11 protein-coding genes and 1 pseudogene are annotated in these 17,811 nt (G+C 65.6%); 5 read left to right on the plus strand and 7 right to left on the minus strand.

Going from position 1 to position 17,811, the window contains the following annotated elements; genetic code table 11:
• Window positions 1–503 precede the first annotated feature (503 nt).
• From GFD25_RS09325 to GFD25_RS09335, 3 genes are all read left to right on the plus strand, one after another.
• Window positions 504–1,562 carry an ABC transporter substrate-binding protein gene (locus tag GFD25_RS09325; protein WP_420837553.1) on the plus strand — a complete coding sequence of 353 codons (1,059 nt, stop codon included), beginning with the start codon at window positions 504–506 and terminating at the stop codon, window positions 1,560–1,562.
• Window positions 1,563–1,572: 10 nt separating this feature from the next.
• Entirely contained in the window at window positions 1,573–2,358 is a 786-nt protein-coding gene (locus GFD25_RS09330) for an ABC transporter permease (RefSeq protein WP_163232152.1), read from the plus strand.
• Between the two features lie 163 nt (window positions 2,359–2,521).
• Complete coding sequence (locus GFD25_RS09335) at window positions 2,522–3,829, plus strand: DUF805 domain-containing protein (protein ID WP_163232154.1); 1,308 nt, start codon at window positions 2,522–2,524, stop codon at window positions 3,827–3,829.
• Between the two features lie 168 nt (window positions 3,830–3,997).
• On the opposite strand, the gene GFD25_RS09340 is transcribed toward GFD25_RS09335, so the two are convergent.
• The gene (locus GFD25_RS09340; RefSeq protein ID WP_163232156.1) at window positions 3,998–4,909 is read right to left on the minus strand and encodes a hypothetical protein; all 912 of its coding nucleotides are present in this window, start codon (window positions 4,907–4,909) and stop codon (window positions 3,998–4,000) included.
• A 156-nt stretch (window positions 4,910–5,065) separates the two neighbouring features.
• Complete coding sequence (locus GFD25_RS09345; protein WP_163232158.1) at window positions 5,066–5,725, minus strand: histidine phosphatase family protein; 660 nt, start codon at window positions 5,723–5,725, stop codon at window positions 5,066–5,068.
• Between the two features lie 368 nt (window positions 5,726–6,093).
• Here GFD25_RS09345 and GFD25_RS09350 point away from each other — a divergent pair, with 368 nt between their 5' ends.
• Window positions 6,094–7,518 carry an MFS transporter gene (locus GFD25_RS09350; RefSeq protein ID WP_163232160.1) on the plus strand — a complete coding sequence of 475 codons (1,425 nt, stop codon included), beginning with the start codon at window positions 6,094–6,096 and terminating at the stop codon, window positions 7,516–7,518.
• Between the two features lie 128 nt (window positions 7,519–7,646).
• Here GFD25_RS09350 and GFD25_RS09355 read toward each other — a convergent pair whose 3' ends face one another.
• Together GFD25_RS09355 and GFD25_RS09360 are read right to left on the minus strand one after the other, a co-directional pair.
• Window positions 7,647–8,909: a beta/alpha barrel domain-containing protein gene (locus tag GFD25_RS09355; RefSeq protein ID WP_163232162.1), complete on the minus strand. Its 1,263-nt coding sequence runs from the start codon at window positions 8,907–8,909 to the stop codon at window positions 7,647–7,649.
• 80 nt (window positions 8,910–8,989) lie between these two features.
• Window positions 8,990–10,639: a CPBP family intramembrane glutamic endopeptidase gene (locus tag GFD25_RS09360; protein ID WP_163232164.1), complete on the minus strand. Its 1,650-nt coding sequence runs from the start codon at window positions 10,637–10,639 to the stop codon at window positions 8,990–8,992.
• 103 nt (window positions 10,640–10,742) lie between these two features.
• On the opposite strand from GFD25_RS09360, the gene GFD25_RS09365 reads away from it, so the two are divergent.
• Window positions 10,743–11,210 carry an Ig-like domain-containing protein gene (locus GFD25_RS09365; protein WP_163232166.1) on the plus strand — a complete coding sequence of 156 codons (468 nt, stop codon included), beginning with the start codon at window positions 10,743–10,745 and terminating at the stop codon, window positions 11,208–11,210.
• 140 nt (window positions 11,211–11,350) lie between these two features.
• Here GFD25_RS09365 and GFD25_RS09370 read toward each other — a convergent pair whose 3' ends face one another.
• From GFD25_RS09370 to GFD25_RS12585, 3 genes and pseudogenes are all read right to left on the minus strand, one after another.
• Window positions 11,351–13,165, minus strand: a complete 1,815-nt coding sequence (locus tag GFD25_RS09370; protein ID WP_163232168.1) for an alpha-amylase family protein — start codon at window positions 13,163–13,165, stop codon at window positions 11,351–11,353.
• A 391-nt stretch (window positions 13,166–13,556) separates the two neighbouring features.
• Window positions 13,557–13,997 carry a holo-ACP synthase gene (locus GFD25_RS09375; RefSeq protein ID WP_163232190.1) on the minus strand — a complete coding sequence of 147 codons (441 nt, stop codon included), beginning with the start codon at window positions 13,995–13,997 and terminating at the stop codon, window positions 13,557–13,559.
• 733 nt (window positions 13,998–14,730) lie between these two features.
• A pseudogene (locus tag GFD25_RS12585) lies at window positions 14,731–17,787 on the minus strand (beta-ketoacyl synthase N-terminal-like domain-containing protein); the annotation flags it as partial.
• Between the last annotated feature and the right edge of the window lie 24 nt (window positions 17,788–17,811).

Below are 17,811 nucleotides of genomic sequence, written 5' to 3' on the forward strand. Positions count from 1 at the left end.
GGGCACCTCCTTGAGCGTCACGCCATTGCTGACTAAACCGTTTTAGATGCATCACTGCACCTTCATGAAACGATTCAATCGTACCATATGCATCAGAACCGCACAATAACGAACAATGTGAGTTCACTAACATTTCACTTGGCCCCACCTGATCAGGCGCATCACCTATACTGGGGGCGTTCGCGCGATTGGTGGCAGCAATCGCGCCGGCATCATATGGAACAAGTTCCGCACACCACCACAGGCATCGTCATGTTCGCGCGTCGTTTTCATGTCGCGCGACACCGACGTGACTTGACGGATCGGATCAGAGTCATCCCTTCCGACCATTCCCCCAGTCACTCCGTGACGGCACTCCCGACAAGGGAAGCGAATGGTCAGGCACGGCATCGACGGAACGGCGGTCTGATGTTTCGCGCGGGCTCCTCACCTTCCCGCGGCGCGCGCCAGGCCGCAACGAATGCGCGGGATACCGCGCGAAAGGCAAGGTGACAAAGATGAGGATTGAGATCAAGAAGGGCATGCGTTCGATCGTGGCTGCGGCCGCGGCCACGGCGCTCGGATTCACGATGGCGGCGTGCGGCAGCTCGAACGACGCCTCCGACAACGGCTCGGCCTCGACGCCGACCATTTCGTTCATGCTCGACTGGACGCCGAACACGAACCACATCGGCCTGTACGTGGCCGAAAAGCTCGGCTACTACAAGGACGCCGGCATCAACGTGAAGATCCTGCCGACCGCGCAGGCCGGCGCCGAGACCAGCGTCGAGAACGGCGTCGCGAACGTCGGCTTCGGCGGCCTGACCAACATCGCCTCCTACAACGCGCAGGGCGCCGACCTCGAAGCCGTCTTCGACCTCGTGCAGAAGCCGATCGCCCGCTGGTGCTCGCTCGCCAGCCGCACCGACATCAAGACCCCGAAGGACTTCTCCGGCAAGACGTTCGTGAGCTTCGGCTCGGCCGAACAGGACGCGAACATCCTGCAGATGATCAAGACCGCCGGCGGCAACCCCGAAATCAAGCGCGCCACGGCCGGCACGAACACGTTCAACACGCTCACCAGCGGCAAGGGCGACTTCGGCGGCTTCTACGCCACTTGGGAAGGCGTGGAAAGCGAGCTCAACGGCCCGGCGCTCAACTGCTTCGTCGCCTCCGACTGGGGCGTGCCCGGCAACCCGGACCAGATCGGCTTCCACGTCAAGAAGTCGTGGCTGAACGAAGGCAGCAACAAGGAGAACCTCAAGAAGTTCATCGCCGCCACCAAGAAGGGCTACGACTACGCGCTCGCCAACCCGGACAAGGCCTCCGACATCCTCGTCGAGCAGGCCAAGGAGGCCAAGCTCGACGAGAAGCTGGTCAAGGCGTCGATGAAGATGATCACCGAACAGAACATCTGGTCCACCAAGGACCCGAAGAAGGTCGACGGCACGTTCAACGAGCAGGACGGCCAGGAGTACCTCGACTTCCTGCAGGAGAACAAGGTGTTCACCGACAAGGACGGCAAGACGCTGGACAAGGCGCCGCAGATGGGCGACATCTCCACCAACGAGTTCGTGGACTGACGCGGCACCGATGCGTAGTCTCAGGAATTGGCTCGCCCGCGTCGCGCCTCCCGCGGTCACGATCGGAGTGCTGCTGATCGTCTGGGAGGCCTGCGTGCGGCTCGGCAAGGTGTCCGAACGCACGCTGGCCGCCCCGACGCAGATCGTCAAGGCGATCGCCGACAACTGGTCCGATCTCATGGAGGCCACGGCGATCACCACGTACGAGGGTCTGGCCGGCTTCGCCGTCGCGATCGTCGCCGGCATCGTGATCGGCATCGGACTGTACCTGTCGAAGACGCTGCACCGCGCGGTCTTCCCGCTGCTCGTCTCCGCGCAGACGATCCCCCTGATCACGGTCGCCCCGCTGTTCATGATCTGGTTCGGTTTCGAACCGATCGGCAAGATCGTGATCGTCGCCGTGTTCGGCGTCTTCCCGATCGCCGTGCAGACCACCCGCGGACTGGCCGCCGTGCCGCAGTTCTATGAGGACGTGGCCCTGACCTGCGGCGCGACCCGCGCATGGGCCCTGTGGCATGTGAAGATGCGCGTGGCCGCCCGCCAGATCTTCGGCGGCGTGCGCATCTCGGCGGCCTACATCTTCGGCACGGCCGCCACCGCCGAATACCTCGGCGCGATGAACGGCCTCGGCATCTGGCTGCAGGCCGCGTTCAACTCGTTCCGTACACCGCTGATCTTCTCGGCCACCGTGGTCGTGATCGTTGAGACGGCCGTGCTGCTCGGCGTGATCACGCTGGTGGAACGGATCGCGCTCGGCGAGGACGATACCGTGGCAAGCGGTGCCGACGGCGACTGACGATAGACGATAGACGATCGAAGGCCGCGGATTTTCACGTCCGCGGCCTTTTCGTATGTCACGGCATGCGGCACACCGTCACGTAATAGACGAATCGCCGCGTGCCGTGCAATATCCGTGAGACAATGACGGTGACATCATTCGCCATACGAAGGGGTACCCAATGAGCGATCAAGGATCAAACAACCCGTTCGGCACCGGCGACGGCACCAGCGGAGAGGGACCGCAGCAGCCGTCATACGGACAGCCGCAGTACGCGCAGCCATCGTACGGACAGCAGCCGGACTATCAGCAGCCCGCGCATTCCGGACAGCCTGAATATTCCGGACAGCCTGCGCAGTACGGACAACCGCAGTACGGACAGTCGGACTATGGCCAACAGTACGGACAGCCGGAGTACGGACAGCAGCCGCAGTACGCACAACCGCAGCCCGATTACGGTCAGCAGTACGCGCAACCGCAACCGCAATACGCACAACAGCAGAACGCGTACGCACCGCAACCCGACCCGTACGCGCAGCAGCAGACGGCGTATCCGCCGGCCGTCGGCCAGTATGCGGCGACCGTACCGCTGGACAAGCCGTACTACGGATGCCCGTTCCCCGAGGCGTTCCTGCGCTTCTGGAAGAAGTACGCGAAATTCTCCGGCCGTGCGTCCCGCAGCGAGTTCTGGTGGTGGATTCTCGCCGCCACGATCATCGGCAACGTGCTCGATTTCGCCAATTCCGGCCTCGACGACCGCATCAGCCTGCTCGTCACGGTCTGGGATCTGGCGACCTTCATTCCCACGATCTCGCTGAGCATGCGCCGCCTGCACGACACGAACCGTCCGGGATGGCTGGTCGGCATCTTCTACGGCCTGATGGCGGTCGGCGTCGTGGTGATGCTCTTCGGCGGCCTCGGCGCGGTCATGAGCGCGGTCGGACTGCATGGGGGCGATGCCGCTGGCGTCGGCGCCATGCTCGCCGGCGGCGGCATCGCGCTGGTCATCGGTGCGTTGCTGGTGGTCGTGCCGGGCATCGTGTACGTCGTGTACATGGCGTTGCCGTCCAAACCGGAAGGCGTGCGCTTCGACGACGATTACCGGCAGGCCGCGCTGCAGTCGCAGTACACGCAGCAGTACCAGCAGGATCCGTACGCACAGCAGTACCCGCAGTATCAGGAGGCGCCGCAGGCTTACCCGCAGGACCAGTACCAGCAGGGTCAGTACCAGCAGCCGACCGACGCGCAGTACGCGGGCCAGACCGATCCGTCCGCGCAGTATCCGTCGCAGCAGTACACGTCCGTCCAGCAGTATCCGGCCGGACAGTACCCCGCCCAGGATCAGCAGTATCCGTCTCAGCAGTACCCGGACCCGACCCAGCAGTATCCGCAGGCACCGCAGGATTATCCGCAGCCGCAACAGGGCTATCCGCAGCAGTACCCGCAGGATCCGTCCCAACCGGGCACGCAGAACCCCGCGCAGCAGTGACGTCCGCATAACGCGGGCACCCGCGGCAGCATGAACGATACGAGGCCCGTTGGCCGATGATGGATGTCATCGGTCAACGGGCCTCGTCGTACGTACCGGATCCGTCAAACAGCCGCCGAACGGCCGCCGACGCACATCGCGGCTGCCAATAGCCGTCGAACAGTTATCTCACAGTTCGACGGCCGGTTTGGACGGATCGTCCTTGATATGCGCGAACTTGGCGGCGAGCGCCTCCTTGTTCTTGCGCTCGTCCTCCTCCTTGGCGCGGCGCTTGGCCTCGTCGGGATCCCAGGTCACGTCGTCGTAGTGGCGGTTCCATTCGGCGGCGGCGATCGGGGCGATCGTCGAAACGGTCGCGGACAACGTATCGTCCGCGTTTCGGCGCGCGTCGAGCAGCGTACGGTACTGTTCGTCGGTCAGGCACAGCCGAGGCACCGACAGCTGTTCGCGCAGTTCGTTGACGAACAGGATGACCGGCAGCGAGGCCGTCGCCAGATGGTCGGTGTCGGTCTCGGAGACGATGGCGAGCAGCCTGTCGCAGATCGTCAGCGCCTCGGCGAATCGTCGGGCGAGCGCGTCGGCGACCGCCGCGGCATCCGTCTCGCCGTCCGCGGTACCGGTCGTGCCGGCCTCGCTTTCCGCCAGCACTGTCTCGATCGCCGGCATCGCGCCGTCCAGCGCGGCGACGGTCGCTTCCGGCCAGTCGACACCCATCGCGGACGCCGCCTCGAACAGCACGGCAGGATCGTGCGCGTCACGGTATCCGACCATCGTGTCGTACGCGTCGTTCGCGGCAAGCAGCACGTCGACGATCTCCTGCGGGCGGCCGGGGATCTCGTCCGCGCCCTCGTAGACGAACTCGGCGTCGGGCACGGTGACGTCCTCGCCGGTGACGACGCGCGCGATCATGCGGGTGAGCCGCACCTGCAGGTTCTCCGCGTATTTCGCGTCGTTGTCCATCTGCTTGGCGTCGGTCAGAGGCCACAGCGAAACCAGTCGCGCCCCGGCCCCGGCCGCCTCGCGCACGGCCGGCAGGGCGGCCACGCGCGCGACCTTAGCGGAATCAAGAGAAAAAGTCATGTTCGCTCCTTTGCATATGAACCGCGTCGTGCCGAACGCAACGGGTAGCACCCCACCCGTCCGGCTCCGTCGGCCACCCTCCCCTGCCAGGGGAGGGAACGCGTCTGCCCCTCGTTAGGGAGCATCACGCGGCGGTCACCGTTCACCATTGTCACGCTACTGCACGTCGGCGGCGGGGTCGACGTACGTGATTGACATCACATCGCCGCTCTCGCAGTCGTACGTGACGGACGTGACGGACGCGAGCGCGGTGTGCCGCAGGAACATCCAGTGTTCGGGATGTCCGGTTTCGAGCAGGTGACGGTACGACCAGATCGGCGATTCGTGGCTGACGACGACGATCTGCTCGCCGGGATGCTGCGCGACCTTCTCGCGGGCGAACGCGCTCATGCGTTCGGCGATCGAACGGTACGACTCGCCCCAGCTCGGCCGGTACAGGTTGAGCACGAGCTTCCAGTTGCCGTTCTTCCACAGCGCGCCTTCGCCGTGGCCGATGCGCAGGCCGCGGAACTCGTTGCCCGCCTCGATGACGCGCGGGTCGGTGACGAGCGCGAGCGGTTCCTGCCCGCGTTCGGCGCGGACCGGGTTGAGCGCGTCGATGATGGCGCCGGCGGTTTCCTGCGTGCGTTCGAGCGGCGACGAGTAGACGGCGGCGATGGTGTTGGTCTGCGGGTTGGCGGCGAGGTAGGCGCCGGTCGCCCGGGCCATGCGCATGCCGCGGTCGGACAGGTGGAATCCGGGCAGCCGTTCGTACAGCAGATGGCCGGGATTGTAGACCTTGCCGTGACGGACGAAATGGATGGTGGTCGCTGTCATGTCCGGCTCCTTCGTGCGGTGGACGGGACTCGTGTTCTCCATCAATTATTCAACACGGATGATCCGGCGCACCGCGTGTCGCGGCGGGCGAACTTCTAGAGTATCCATGACTGCACAAGTGAAGAGCAACGCATGCATTCGCACGGCTGACCCAAGGCACGGCAACATGACGCAGTGACCTGCCGCTGGGGAGTAACGGGACAGCCGGTTTCCTTCAAGCTACCAAGTGGTAATCAACGCTGCGCCGAGGATGCGCGCGAACGTCAAACCATCGACCAGCCAAACGATCAAACCAACGAACGACCGTCCGCCGCGACGCAAAACGGCGACCGGCCCCAATATCCAACCGTGAGCGGAAAGGAGCGGCTATGGCAAACCAGGTAGTGGGCGCAATCAAGGACATCAACCATAAACTCTTCGGCGGGTATGCGGAACTGCTGAGCATACCCCACACCGCGCGGTTCGCGGTCGGATCGGTCATCGCGTGCATGCCGTTCCCGATGGTCGGCATGACAATCACGATCTCCGTGCAGCAGTACTACGGCAACTATTCGCTGGCCGGTGCGCTCACGGCCGTGCAGGCGATCGCGCTGGCGATCTTCTCCCCCGTGCTCGGCAAGCTGGTCGACAAGTTCGGCCAGCGGCAGGTGTCGATCCCGACGATCATCGTGTGGATGATCGCGGCGACCTCGCTGGTGACATGCATCACCGCGCGCGTGCCGTCGTGGATCCTGTTCTGCATCGTGCCGTTCATGGCCGCGATCCCGCCGTGGGGCGCGATGAGCCGCCAGCGCTGGACGACGCTGCTCAAGGGCGACCGCGAACGCACGAACCGCGCGTTGAGCCTGTCGAGCGTGTTCGACGAGGCCATGTGGGTGATCGGCAATCCGCTCGCCTCGACGCTGGCCGTGATCTCCGGCCTGCTCGCGTTCTCCGTGACCGGCATGTGCGTGGTCGTGGGCGCGCTGATGTTTCTGACGGAACTGACGACCGAGCCGAAGTCGCAGACCGTGCTCGCACGCGAGGCGGGCATGACACGCAAGCAGTACCGCGAACGCGAGGCGGCGCGGGCGAAGGCCCTGCAGGCCGAGGCCGCCGTGGAACGCGCGCGATGCCAGGCCATCGATGAGGGGCTGGACGAAGCCGGCGTGCGCGCGGCAGTCGAACGGGCGCAGGCCGACGCCCTGGCCGGACACAAGGAGTCGATCTGGGGTCCGGGCCTGATCGCCATGTGCGTGACGTGGTTCGGACTGGGCGCGTTCCAGTCGGCGGCCGGCATTTCGATCGTCGCGTTCGCCACCGAGTCGAACATGAAGCAGTACACCGGTTTCGTGTTCGCGTGCTTCTCGATCAGCTCGCTGGTGGGCGCGCTCGTGTACGGCGCGAAGAACTGGACGATCCCGCTGTGGAAGCGTTTCTACTTCTGCCTGCTCGTGGTGAATCTCGGCATCGGATGCTTCCTGTTCGCGCGGCACCTGTGGGTGATCATGATCATCTACCTGCTGGTGGGCGTGTGCCAAGCGCCTACATGGGTGAACGGCAACCAGCTCATGCTGCATCTGGTGCCGCCGACGCGGTTCACCGAAGGCATGGCGTGGATGGGCGCGATGAATTCGATCGGCGGTTCGCTGGGTTCGGCGATCGCCGGCCAGTTCATCGACCGAATGGGCTCGCACGGCGGATTCCTGGTGGTGACCGTGCTGGCATTGGCGTCGCTGGCGATCGCGTTCGTGGGCTTCAAGCAAATCAAGTCGAGCACGGAGACGCCGACGCTGACGACCGTGAGCGTGTGAGCGGGGCAGGACCGGGGCCGGACCGTCGTTCGAAACATTTCTAGGGTGCTCTCGCCACAGGGCCATTGGACGAGAACACCCTAGGAAACGAACGGAAAAGGGACGGGGACCGGACGATCCCGCGAGGCTTAGCGGGCGGCCTTGATCTTGCGGGCGAGATCGGCGTCCCACATCGCGCCGGTGGCGCTCATCACCGCATCGGCACCGGCCGCGCGGTACGCGGCGTAATCCTCGGGAGAGACCACGCCGCCCAGGCCGATGATCGTGTAGTCCAGTCCGAGCTTCTCGCGGATCACGGCCAGACGCGCCACCATGTCGAGGCCGGCGTGGCGGATCGCACGGCCGCACACGCCGCTGCGGTCGCGGCCGGCGCCCGGCAGCGCCTGCTGACCGGCGGCGTCAACCAGTCGCGCGGAAATCGTGTTGATCGCGGAGAACGCCTGCACCGAACCGCGCGCGGCCGTCTCGCGCACCATGAACTCAAGCGCGGAATCATCGACGATGCGACGCTCCGGTCCCCAGCCACCGGTCACTTCGGTCGGCGGAATGTACGCGAGCTTGATCGCGAGCGCACGGTCGCCGATCTCGTTCTTCACAGCCTCGGTGATGCGGCCGACCAGCGCCGGATCATGGCACAGCAGACGGTTGTGGCCCTCGTTCGGACAGCTGGTGTTCATGACCATGAGGTCGGCGCCGGTTTCGGTGACGAGCCGCGCGGTGGCGACGTGGTCGGCGATGTAGTCCTCGGTAGTCATGCCTTCCGTGCGCGAGCCCTGGAAGCTCGGAATGAGCAACTGGCCGGGGCCGGCGGCCTCGATGGCGCGCTTCATGTCGGGCTGCCATTCGTCCGGGTCGCGCGAGGGCACGCCGAACGAGTTGGAGATGGAGATCGGCTGCTCGTAGCGGGTATCGGCGAGCACGCCCTCGTCGAGTTCGGCGCTGCCCGGGGTGAGCGAGCCGTCGGCGGCCTTCGGGTGCACGGCGAGCACGTTCGGGAACGGGTTGCAGCCCCACGCACGCGAGCGCACGGTCTTGTAGGTGGCGAGGTCGAAGCCCATGCGGAACGCGGCCGTGGTGAAGCGCGAGTTGAGCAGCGGGCCGGCCGGGATGCCGAACGGCAGGTTCACCCGATGGCCGAGGAAATCGGCGGTGCCGGCGTCGGAGTGCTCAGGCACCCCCTCAGTCGGCTGCGCCGACAGCTCCCCCTCACGGGGGGAGCAAGAACATTCGGATTCCTTCCCCTGCTCCCCCTGACAGGGGGAGCTGTCGGCGCAGCCGGCTGAGGGGGTCGTCCCGCCCGCCAGCGCCGCGGCGAACGCGCCGAACGGGCCTTTCGCGTAGTTGTCGTCGTAGCTCAGGTTGACATCGTAGAACGGTTCGAAATCACTCATGGTTCTCCCAACGGTCACGGTGGTAATCGGTGCGGTACTTCCACTGTAGGGCACGCCGGCAACGCACGCGCCGCGCCGGCTCACCCGTTCGCGGAGATCATCGCCGTCACGAACGACAGCAGCGCGTATCCGCCGTTGAGGATCACGAACGTGAGGAACAGTCCGGACGTCCAACCCCAGTACGTGCCGGGCATGCTGCGGTTCGCCAGCCGGTACTGCTTGAGACCCCAGCCGTATTTGACGAGCACGGCGATGAGTGCGCCGATGCCGATCACCAGCAGGCATACCGCGTAGATCATGTTGCCGGTCTCGCCGAATCCGGCGGCGAATTCGCCGAGTACGCCGCTGAGGACGGCGTTGTTGAAGATGTGCAGCGCAATCGACCAGATCAGCGAGTATTCCATCGCGACGAACGCGAACACGAGACCGCATCCGAACGCGAACAGGCCCTGCACCACGTCGTCGTGAAACAGCGCGAACATGAGCGACGACGTGAGGATCGCGAAGTTCTTGCCGAGCGGTTTGAGTTCCTTCATGAGCACGCCGCGGAACACGACCTCCTCCACGATCGGCCCGAAAAGTCCGATGTACAGCCACATGCTGATCGTGACGGCCGATTCGTCGATGCTTTCCGACGTGGGAGAGACGAGCGACAGCCCGATCGCGGAGAACGCGAGCTGCAACAGGATCGACAGTCCCTGCACGCCGAGGATCAGCGCGACGAACACGGCGAACCATGCGGGACGCATCGGCGCGTGCGGCTCGCGCGGATCGCCGAGCCAGAACGCGCGAGTGAGGATCACCCGATGCCGCATGAGCAGCATGAACAGGAATCCGACCGCCACCGAGACGAGACTCAGCACGCCCATCCATTGCACGGTCTGCTGGGCGACATCCTGCATGGTCTGGTCGAACGTCGAACCGGACATGTGGCCCGCGCCGGAGCGGCCCAGTCCCATGACGAGTCCGAGCACAAGTCCGCACACGAAGCTGGCGCCGGTGAACACGCCCTGATAGGCGAGCGTGAGTCCGGCGGGACGGCCGACCGCCTTGCGCAGGGCGCGGCGGCGCGCGACGACCGGATCGACCGGACGGGCGGCGTACTGCGGATACGGCTGATACGGCTGATACGGCTGGTATGGCTGATACTGCTGATACGGATACGCCGTTTGCGGATACTGCGGCGGATACGGGTAGGGATTGGGCTGGTACGGCTGGGACTGAGGCTGCTGGTACGGCGCGGTCTGGCCGGGATACTGGTTCGCGTACTGTCCGGACGGCGGGTATTGGCCTGCAGGCTGCGTGGCTTGACCGGGCTGCGGCTGATACTGACCGGCCGGCTGATACCGGGCTTCCGGATGACCGTACTGACCGGGCTGCGGTTGACCATACCGATACGGCTGAGACTGGTACGGCTGGGCCGGCTGGCCGTACGGATACGGCGGCTGGGACTGCGGCTGAGGCGGATAGCCGGGATACACGCCCTGCGGCAGTGGTTGCGGCGGCGTGTAAGGCTGCGCGGACGGCCGGGACGGCTGAGACTGCGAAGACGGTCCGGACTCGGACTGCGGAGATAATTCTGACTCGGTGTGCGCGGACTGTGCAGATGGCGTTGACGGTTCGACGGACGACGAGGAAGACTGCTGCGTCTGCGGGTCGACGGCCGGCCGCTGCGGCCAGGAGTCCGGCGACGGCGCGTCCGATGACGGCTGAGGTTCATTGGTGCTCATGGAACGTAAGGCTAATCGCCTTTGCTGAACGATTCGTGATGATCATCGCCGAATATCGGCAGGCAGACAACCCCGGCAGGAACGCACCGCCGCCGGTCTCGACGTGAGCATCACCGTGCACGTCAACCCGGCCACGCAGGTCAGCGTCGAGAACAACGGCGCCGTGAAAGTCACCACGCAGGTCGGCCGCAAGCCGGCGCTGCCGGCGACCCTGGCCGTCACCTGGTCGAACGGCGACGTCACCGACGAAACGGTGGCGTGGGACGACTACGACGCCTCGTGGATCGAGACGTCGGGCACGTTCACCGTTTCGGGCAAGGTCGGCGACTTCACCGTGTCCGCCACGGTCACCGTGACGAAGACCGATACGACCAAGCCCGGCGACAACGGCAAGCCGACCACCAAGCCGGGTACCAACGGCAATGCGACCAAGCCCGGCAACGGGAAGCCGCAGGCCGGCAACAAGGCGACGATCTCTTCGACCGGCGCCGCGGTGCTGCCGGTGGCGATCGTCGTGGCGGTGCTCGTAGCCGTCGCGATCGCCGTGCTGGCAGTCAAGCGCAGGAAGTGATCGCAGACTTGTCGGCGGCCGCGCAGCCGCCGACAAGCGCCGCATATGACAGGGGCGGTTCCGACAGATGATGTCGGAACCGCCCCTGGTTTTTGCGCGGCCGTCGAATCAGCGGCCGACGCTGCGATCAGGACTCGACGTCAGCGACGCACGAACTTGGTCTCGTACGGTTCGAGGTCAGCGTCGAGCGCGTCCATCACCTGCGGCGAGCCGTTGAGGTGGACGTGCTGCGGCGCGTTCGAGAAGTTGAACAGGCCGACCAGCGTCTCGCCGTCGATCTTGCGTACCATCGCCAGCACCGCATCGTTCGCCGTATCCCACGTCGACACCCACGCGTCCGGCGCGAAGCACGGATCCTTGCGTTCCTCGCGCAGGGACTCCATGCCCTCCCACAGACGGTTCTGCAGCGTGCCCTTCTGCTTGCGCAGCGTGGCCTTGTCCCAGTCGAACTTGCTGCGGTGCAGGTTGCGGCTGTCCTCGATGCGGTCCGGGTCCTCCTTGTAGTCCCAGCCGTTGAGCTGCGCGATCTCGTCGCCGCAGTTGAGCATCGGGAAGCCGCGCAGGAACGCGATCGTGCGGTGCAGCATGAGATCACGGTCGACGGCCTTGTCCAGAGCCGGCCTGTCGTGCGTGATCAGGGCCTTTTCGATGCCGCAGAAGCTGGCGGTCGTGCCGCAGTTGCGGGCGTCCTGGCTGGGTTCGTCGTAGTTGTACAGTTCGCCCATCGACCAGCTGCCCGGTACCGCGCCCTCGAAGAAGTGGTACAGGAAGATCTTGTGCTTGAGCGGGTCGATGCCCAGGCCGCGTTCCACGTCCTCGTCGAGACCCCAGCCGACGTCGTCGTGGCAGCGCAGGTAGTTGACGAACCAGCAGTTGTCCGGCAGGCCGTTGAGCGCGTCGAGCTGCGCCTTGAGCAGACGGGTGTCCTGGCTGGCGAGCGCGCTCCACAGGTTCACCATCACGGAGACGTTGTACAGCATGTGGCACTCGGGCTTGTCGGGCGTGCCGAAGTACGCGGCGAGTTCCTTGGGCGCCATGACGACCTCGCCCTTGAGGATGACGGCCGGGCAGACGCATTCGAGGATGATGCGCAGCATGCGCACGATCGTGTGGACCTGCGGCAGGTTGCGGCAGTCGGTGCCGAGCTCCTTCCAGATGTACGGCACCGCGTCGATGCGGAACACCTCGACGCCGAGGTTCGCCAGGTGCATGACGGACGACATCATGGCGACGAGCACCTTCGGATTGCGGTAGTTGAGGTCCCACTGGAACGGGTAGAACTGGGTCATGACCCACTTGCCCATCTGCTCGTTCCAGGTGAAGTTGCCGGGAGCGGTGTTCGGGAAGACCTGCGGCACGGTTTCCTCGAGCTTGTCGGGGATGGTGCGGTCGGAGTAGCAGAAGTAGTAGTCCTGGTATTCGGGGTCGCCGGCCTGCGCGGCCTTCGCCCAGCGGTGCGTGGACGCGGTGTGGTTCATCACGAAGTCGAGGCACAGGCTGATGCCGGCCTTGCGCAGCTTCTTGGTGAGGGCGGCAAGGTCCTCGTTGGTGCCCAGACGCGGGTCGACGGTGTCGAAGTCCTCGACCGCGTAGCCGCCGTCGTTGTTCGGGTGCGGCATCTGCAGCAGAGGCATGAGATGCAGGTAGGTGAGCTTCTGCTCCTTGAGGTACGGGATCTTCTCGGCGAGCTTCTTGAGGTCGCCGGCGAACAGGTCGGTGTACATGGTCATGCCGAACATGTCGCCGCGCTTGTACCATTCGGGATCCTGCTCGCGGGCGGCGTCGAGACGCCTGAGGTCGGCAGGGCGCGCCTTCGCGGCGGCGATCATGGCCTTGACGAGCTGGTCGTAGGACTCGTGGTCGTCGTACAGGCTCGAATACAGGGCTTCGAACTCCTCGCGATGGCGGGAGAAGCGCTCATTGAATAGGATTTCGGCTTTGCTCATCTGTGCCATGTGAAACTCCTTCGTCTCCGGTGTTTCGCCGATGTGCGAGGTCGGCTCGGGTGGCGCCGATCGTCCGGCGCACTGGACACGATTATGTCAAACCGGTTCGACATCGAACCGATTCAACACGCGTGGATGCGGGCTCCCGGCGCCTGTTCCTATCGGGCGCATCTGTTCCTATCGGGCGCGTGCATCCTTATCGGGGCGCATCCGTCCTTATCAGGACGCGCATCCTAGGCAACCCCGTGCGCCTCCTGTGCGCAAACCAACGCAAAACGGATCCGTTGCGTTGGTTTGCGCACAGGAGCGGACATCGGGATTTCGGGCGACACTTGCCCTTGCTTCGACGTTGGCTTGCACACAGGAGACGGGCCGTTTTGCGGGAGATGACCGCACGGAATCAGTCAAGGACCGCGACGGCGGATGCGACGGGGCCGTCATGGGACATTGAGATGTGCCATCGGAAGTCGGACCGGCGAGACGTCTCATCGACCCCGACGGACATCGATTCGCGAAGCGCCTGTACGACCGTATCGGAAAGTAATACATGCGGAACACCGCGCGAATCGTCGAGGATTTCGATTTCGCGCCACGGGAAGTCGTCCAGCGTGAACGGGTAGGGGCGCTCCCCCAGCGCCTCGCACCACGCCTTGAGCACCGCTTCCTTACCGGCCCATTTGGCGGCGAGATGCACCGCTTCCTCATCGTGCTTGGCCTGCGCGTGGGCCGCCGCCTGCCGCAGCTCGCGGACGGAGAACAGGTTTCGCATACGGGAACCCGGTTCGGCCAGCTGCGTCGCGAAGGCGGCCACGTCGACCACGTCATGTCCGAGGCCAAGCATCATGGGAGGCTCCTTTCTTTCCTTTACTGAGATGTCTCACATCTAGGTATCCGAGGCAGGTTGCGGAACAGTTCGGCGTTTTACCCCGCCAGAACCATATTCAGCGGGGTAATCCCCCTGAAGCATCAGGAACCTGCCCCGCCAAAGGACTGACATGCGGGGCAAATCACCGAAAACCCGGTGACTTGCCCCGCAATTATGGGATCACGCTTCGTGCGATGCCATGTTGCCGGCGGCTTCGCCGCCAAGTACCCCACCCGTCAGCTTCGCTGACACCCTCCCCTGAAAGGGGAGGGAAAGGCCTATCTCTCTTCCCAGGAAAGAGAGTGGTGTGGGGAATTAGCAGACATCCACCCTGCCGTCTTTCCCTCCCCTTTCAGGGGAGGGTGGCGCGCAGCGCCGAGTTGGGGTACTGCGGCGTGACAACGCCGCTAACAATAGCGCAGCCGAAGGCCGTCCTCTTCCCCGGTGAGTCAGGCTTCGAAGAAGCCTGACTCACCGAGACGGGCGTCGGCTGAGCCGTTAAGCGGGAAGTCCAGTGGACTTCCCGTAGGCGAAGCCTGAGCGAGACAGCGTCGAGCGAAGGTAAAAATACGCTCGCCGTAGGCGAGTCCGTAATCGCAGGGCCGGAGGAGAGCCGTTAAGCGGGAAGTCCAGTGGACTTCCCGTAGGCGAAGTGAGCGGGCGCGCCACAGGCGCCCGCGAAGGGATCCTGACGATCCGTCGAGGTGAATCAGGCTTCGAAGAAGCCGGATTCACCGAGGCGGGCGTCAGGATCCAGCAGCATGGCCTTTTCGACCTCGTGGGCGTTGTAGCGTGTGCCGTCGGGCAGGCGCGTGCCATCCTCGCGGAAGCGACGTCCCTCGATCGGCTCGTACAGCGCGGCGTGACCCATCATGCCTTCCTCGAGCCGACGCCGGCCGGCAGCCAGTCGCGCGTTCGCGCGTTCATGCCACGCCTCGAGCGCCGCCGCGCCGTCCGTCTTCTCGAGTGCGGCTTCGAAGGCGCCCGGATGCACGATCGCCACGAATCCGGACACATGGCCGAATCCCAGCGAGGTCGCCAGTCCGGCCTTGACCGCCGAGCCGCCGCCGATCGCCAGCGGCGTGCGCAGCCACACCATGTGGTCGTCCTTCGCGAGCTTCGGATCGACGCAATCGAGCGAGGCGTTCGCCGGAATCACACCGGTGCGGAACAGCTGCGTGAGGCCGTTGACCTGGAACACGCACGCGCCGCCCTTCGCATGACCGGTGAGCGACTTCTGCGAGATGACGAACAGCGGGTTGCCGTCCGTACGGCCGATCGCATGGGCGATCGTGTTGTGCAGTTCGGATTCGTTCGGGTCGTTCGCGTTGGTGGACGTGTCGTGCTTGGACACCACGGCGATGTCGTCCGGCGTGACGCCGAGCGCGGCCAGGTCATGCACGAGACGGGAGTCACGGCCGCCACGGGCCGCGGCCAGCGCGCCGAGTCCGGGAGCCGGGATCGACGTGTGCGCGCCGTCCGCGAACGAGTGCACGTATCCGACGACGCCCGCGACCGGCAGGCCCAGTCGCGCCGCGATGTCGCCGCGCGTGAGCAGGATCGTGCCGCCGCCCTGGGATTCGACGAAGCCGCCGCGGCGACGGTCGTTCGCGCGGGAGAAGAACCGTGCGTCGATGCCCTTGCCGTACATCTCGTCGGCGTTCGCGGTGGCGTTCATGTTGCCGAAGCCGATCACGGATTCCACGCCGATGTCGTCGATCGCGCCGGTGACCACGAAGTCGGCCTTGCCGAGCCTGATCTTGTCGAAGCCTTCCTCGAGCGACACCGCAGCGGTGGCGCAGGCGGAGACCGGCTGGATCATGTTGCCGTAGCCGCCGATGTACGACTGCATGACGTGCGCGGCGACGACGTTCGGCAGCGCCTCCTGCAGGATGTCGGTCGGGATCTCGTGGTTGAGGAAGCGGTCGAGGTACAGCTTGCGCATCGACATCATGCCGCCGAAGCCGGTGCCCTGCGTGCTCGCCACCATCGACGGGTGGATGGCCTGCAGGATCTCGACCGGCGTGAATCCGGCGGACAGGTAGGCGTCCACGGTGGTGACGATGTTCCACAGCGCGATCTTGTCGACGTCGCCGACCATCGAGGCGGGGATGCCCCACTTGACCGGGTCGAAACCGGTCGGGAACTGGCCGCCGACCGTGCGGGTCATGGTGGCGCGACGCGGCACGCGGATCATCGAGCCGGCGTGGCGGGTCACGTTCCACTCGCCGGATTCGACGTCGCGGGCGATGGTCGTGTGCGCGGCGTCGAGCGCGACGTATTCGCGCGCGGCGTCCTCAGTCGGCACCGAGAAGGTGACGTCGTGGTCGAGGTAGACCTCGGCTTCCTCTTCGTCGTTGCCGGACTTGCCGCCGTCGGCCGAACGGTAGTCGTTGCCCATGCCGTCCTCGAACGGACGGATGCCGGAACGCGCCACGACTTCGTCGTGATAGCGGTCGTGGATGTCCTCTTCGGGCACGAGGTTGCCGTCGGTGTCGTACCAGCCGGGCTTCGGGCTGTCCTGCCAGGTGAGCAGTCCCATGTTCCACGCGAGTTCGAGTACCGCGCCGGCGGACAGGTCGACCGTGCCGTCGGAACGGATGCCGAGTTCGGCTTCGGCGCGGGTGCGGCCGGAGCCCCACGGGCCGAGTTCGCCGATCGAGACGATCACGACCTCGTCTTCCGGACGCGCGGTGACGGCCGACCAGTCGGCCAGATCGACGGCCGGCTGGGTGGGTACGTTTGGCGTGGGCAGGGCCTTGAGCGTAACGCCCGCGGTGGGTTTGGCGACCCCCTCAGTCGACTGCGTCGACTGCTCCCCCTGAGCAGGGGGAGCAGGAAGGGCCGCATCGGCCTCGGCTTCGGCACGCAGCGCGCGGATGTCGAGCGGCTGATCGCCCAGTCCGCCGGTCAGGTCGACGTCGAGCGGCGCGACGGCTGCGGCCGCACGCGATTCCGCGGTGCACAGGTCGAGCAGTCTCGTCGCGATTTCCGCGGTCGAGTACGTGCGGATGCCGTGCTTTTCGACGACGGCGACGAGCGGATCGTTGCCGCCCATCAGTCCGGTGCCGCGCACCCAGCCGATCTTCGGATGGACGAACGTCACGCGATCGGACCACACGCGCTCAGAGCGGGCACGACGCACGATCGCGTCGAACGCGGACTTTACCTCGCCATACGCGCCGTCGCCGCCAAACACGCCGCGGTTGGGCGAGCCGGGCAGCACGACGTGCATGCGATGCTGCACGTCGGTGTCCGCGCCGATCTTCGCAAGTCCGGCGATCGCACGCTCGACGCCCCACAGCATGAGGCGCGCCTGCGATTCGAACAGTTCGCCGGAATCGGCCATCGTGCCGCGCACCGGCGGCGCGGCGAACGGGAAGAACAGGGTCGGCTCGTACGCGGGCTTGAGAATCGTGGTGGTCACGCCGGAGGTCTTCTTCTGTTCGTTGCCGATCCAGTCGACCAGCGCGTCGACGTCGCGGTAGCTGGACAGGTTCGCGGGGACGAGCCAGAGCTTCGCGCCGTCCGTGGCATGCGTGCGGTACGTCTGCTTCGCCCAGGCCTTGACGGACGGCTTGAAGCTGTGCGACGTGGCGATGACGGTCGCGCCGCCGGCGAGGAGTCCTGCGACGACCTGCGCGGCGATCGAGTTGGGAGCCACGCCGGTGACCACGGCGATGTCGCCCGCAAAGCGGGAGGCGGTCGGATCGGTGGACGTGGGTTCGAGCGCTTCTGCGGCGATGCGGTCGAATGCGGCCTTCAGAGCGGAGCGGGTGCCTGTCCCCTC

The organism is Bifidobacterium aerophilum (genome assembly GCF_010667685.1).
In the GTDB taxonomy this organism is placed as follows: Bacteria; Actinomycetota; Actinomycetes; order Actinomycetales; family Bifidobacteriaceae; genus Bifidobacterium; species Bifidobacterium aerophilum.

Coding starts and splice junctions, on each gene's coding strand:
- GFD25_RS09330 (WP_163232152.1), top strand. CDS start 1,573: ATGCGTAGTCTCAGGAATTGGCTCGCCCGCGTCGCGCCTCCCGCGGTC.
- GFD25_RS09335 (WP_163232154.1), top strand. CDS start 2,522: ATGAGCGATCAAGGATCAAACAACCCGTTCGGCACCGGCGACGGCACC.
- GFD25_RS09340 (WP_163232156.1), bottom strand. CDS start 4,909: ATGACTTTTTCTCTTGATTCCGCTAAGGTCGCGCGCGTGGCCGCCCTG.
- GFD25_RS09345 (WP_163232158.1), bottom strand. CDS start 5,725: ATGACAGCGACCACCATCCATTTCGTCCGTCACGGCAAGGTCTACAAT.
- GFD25_RS09350 (WP_163232160.1), top strand. CDS start 6,094: ATGGCAAACCAGGTAGTGGGCGCAATCAAGGACATCAACCATAAACTC.
- GFD25_RS09355 (WP_163232162.1), bottom strand. CDS start 8,909: ATGAGTGATTTCGAACCGTTCTACGATGTCAACCTGAGCTACGACGAC.
- GFD25_RS09360 (WP_163232164.1), bottom strand. CDS start 10,639: ATGAGCACCAATGAACCTCAGCCGTCATCGGACGCGCCGTCGCCGGAC.
- GFD25_RS09370 (WP_163232168.1), bottom strand. CDS start 13,165: ATGGCACAGATGAGCAAAGCCGAAATCCTATTCAATGAGCGCTTCTCC.
- GFD25_RS09375 (WP_163232190.1), bottom strand. CDS start 13,997: ATGCTTGGCCTCGGACATGACGTGGTCGACGTGGCCGCCTTCGCGACG.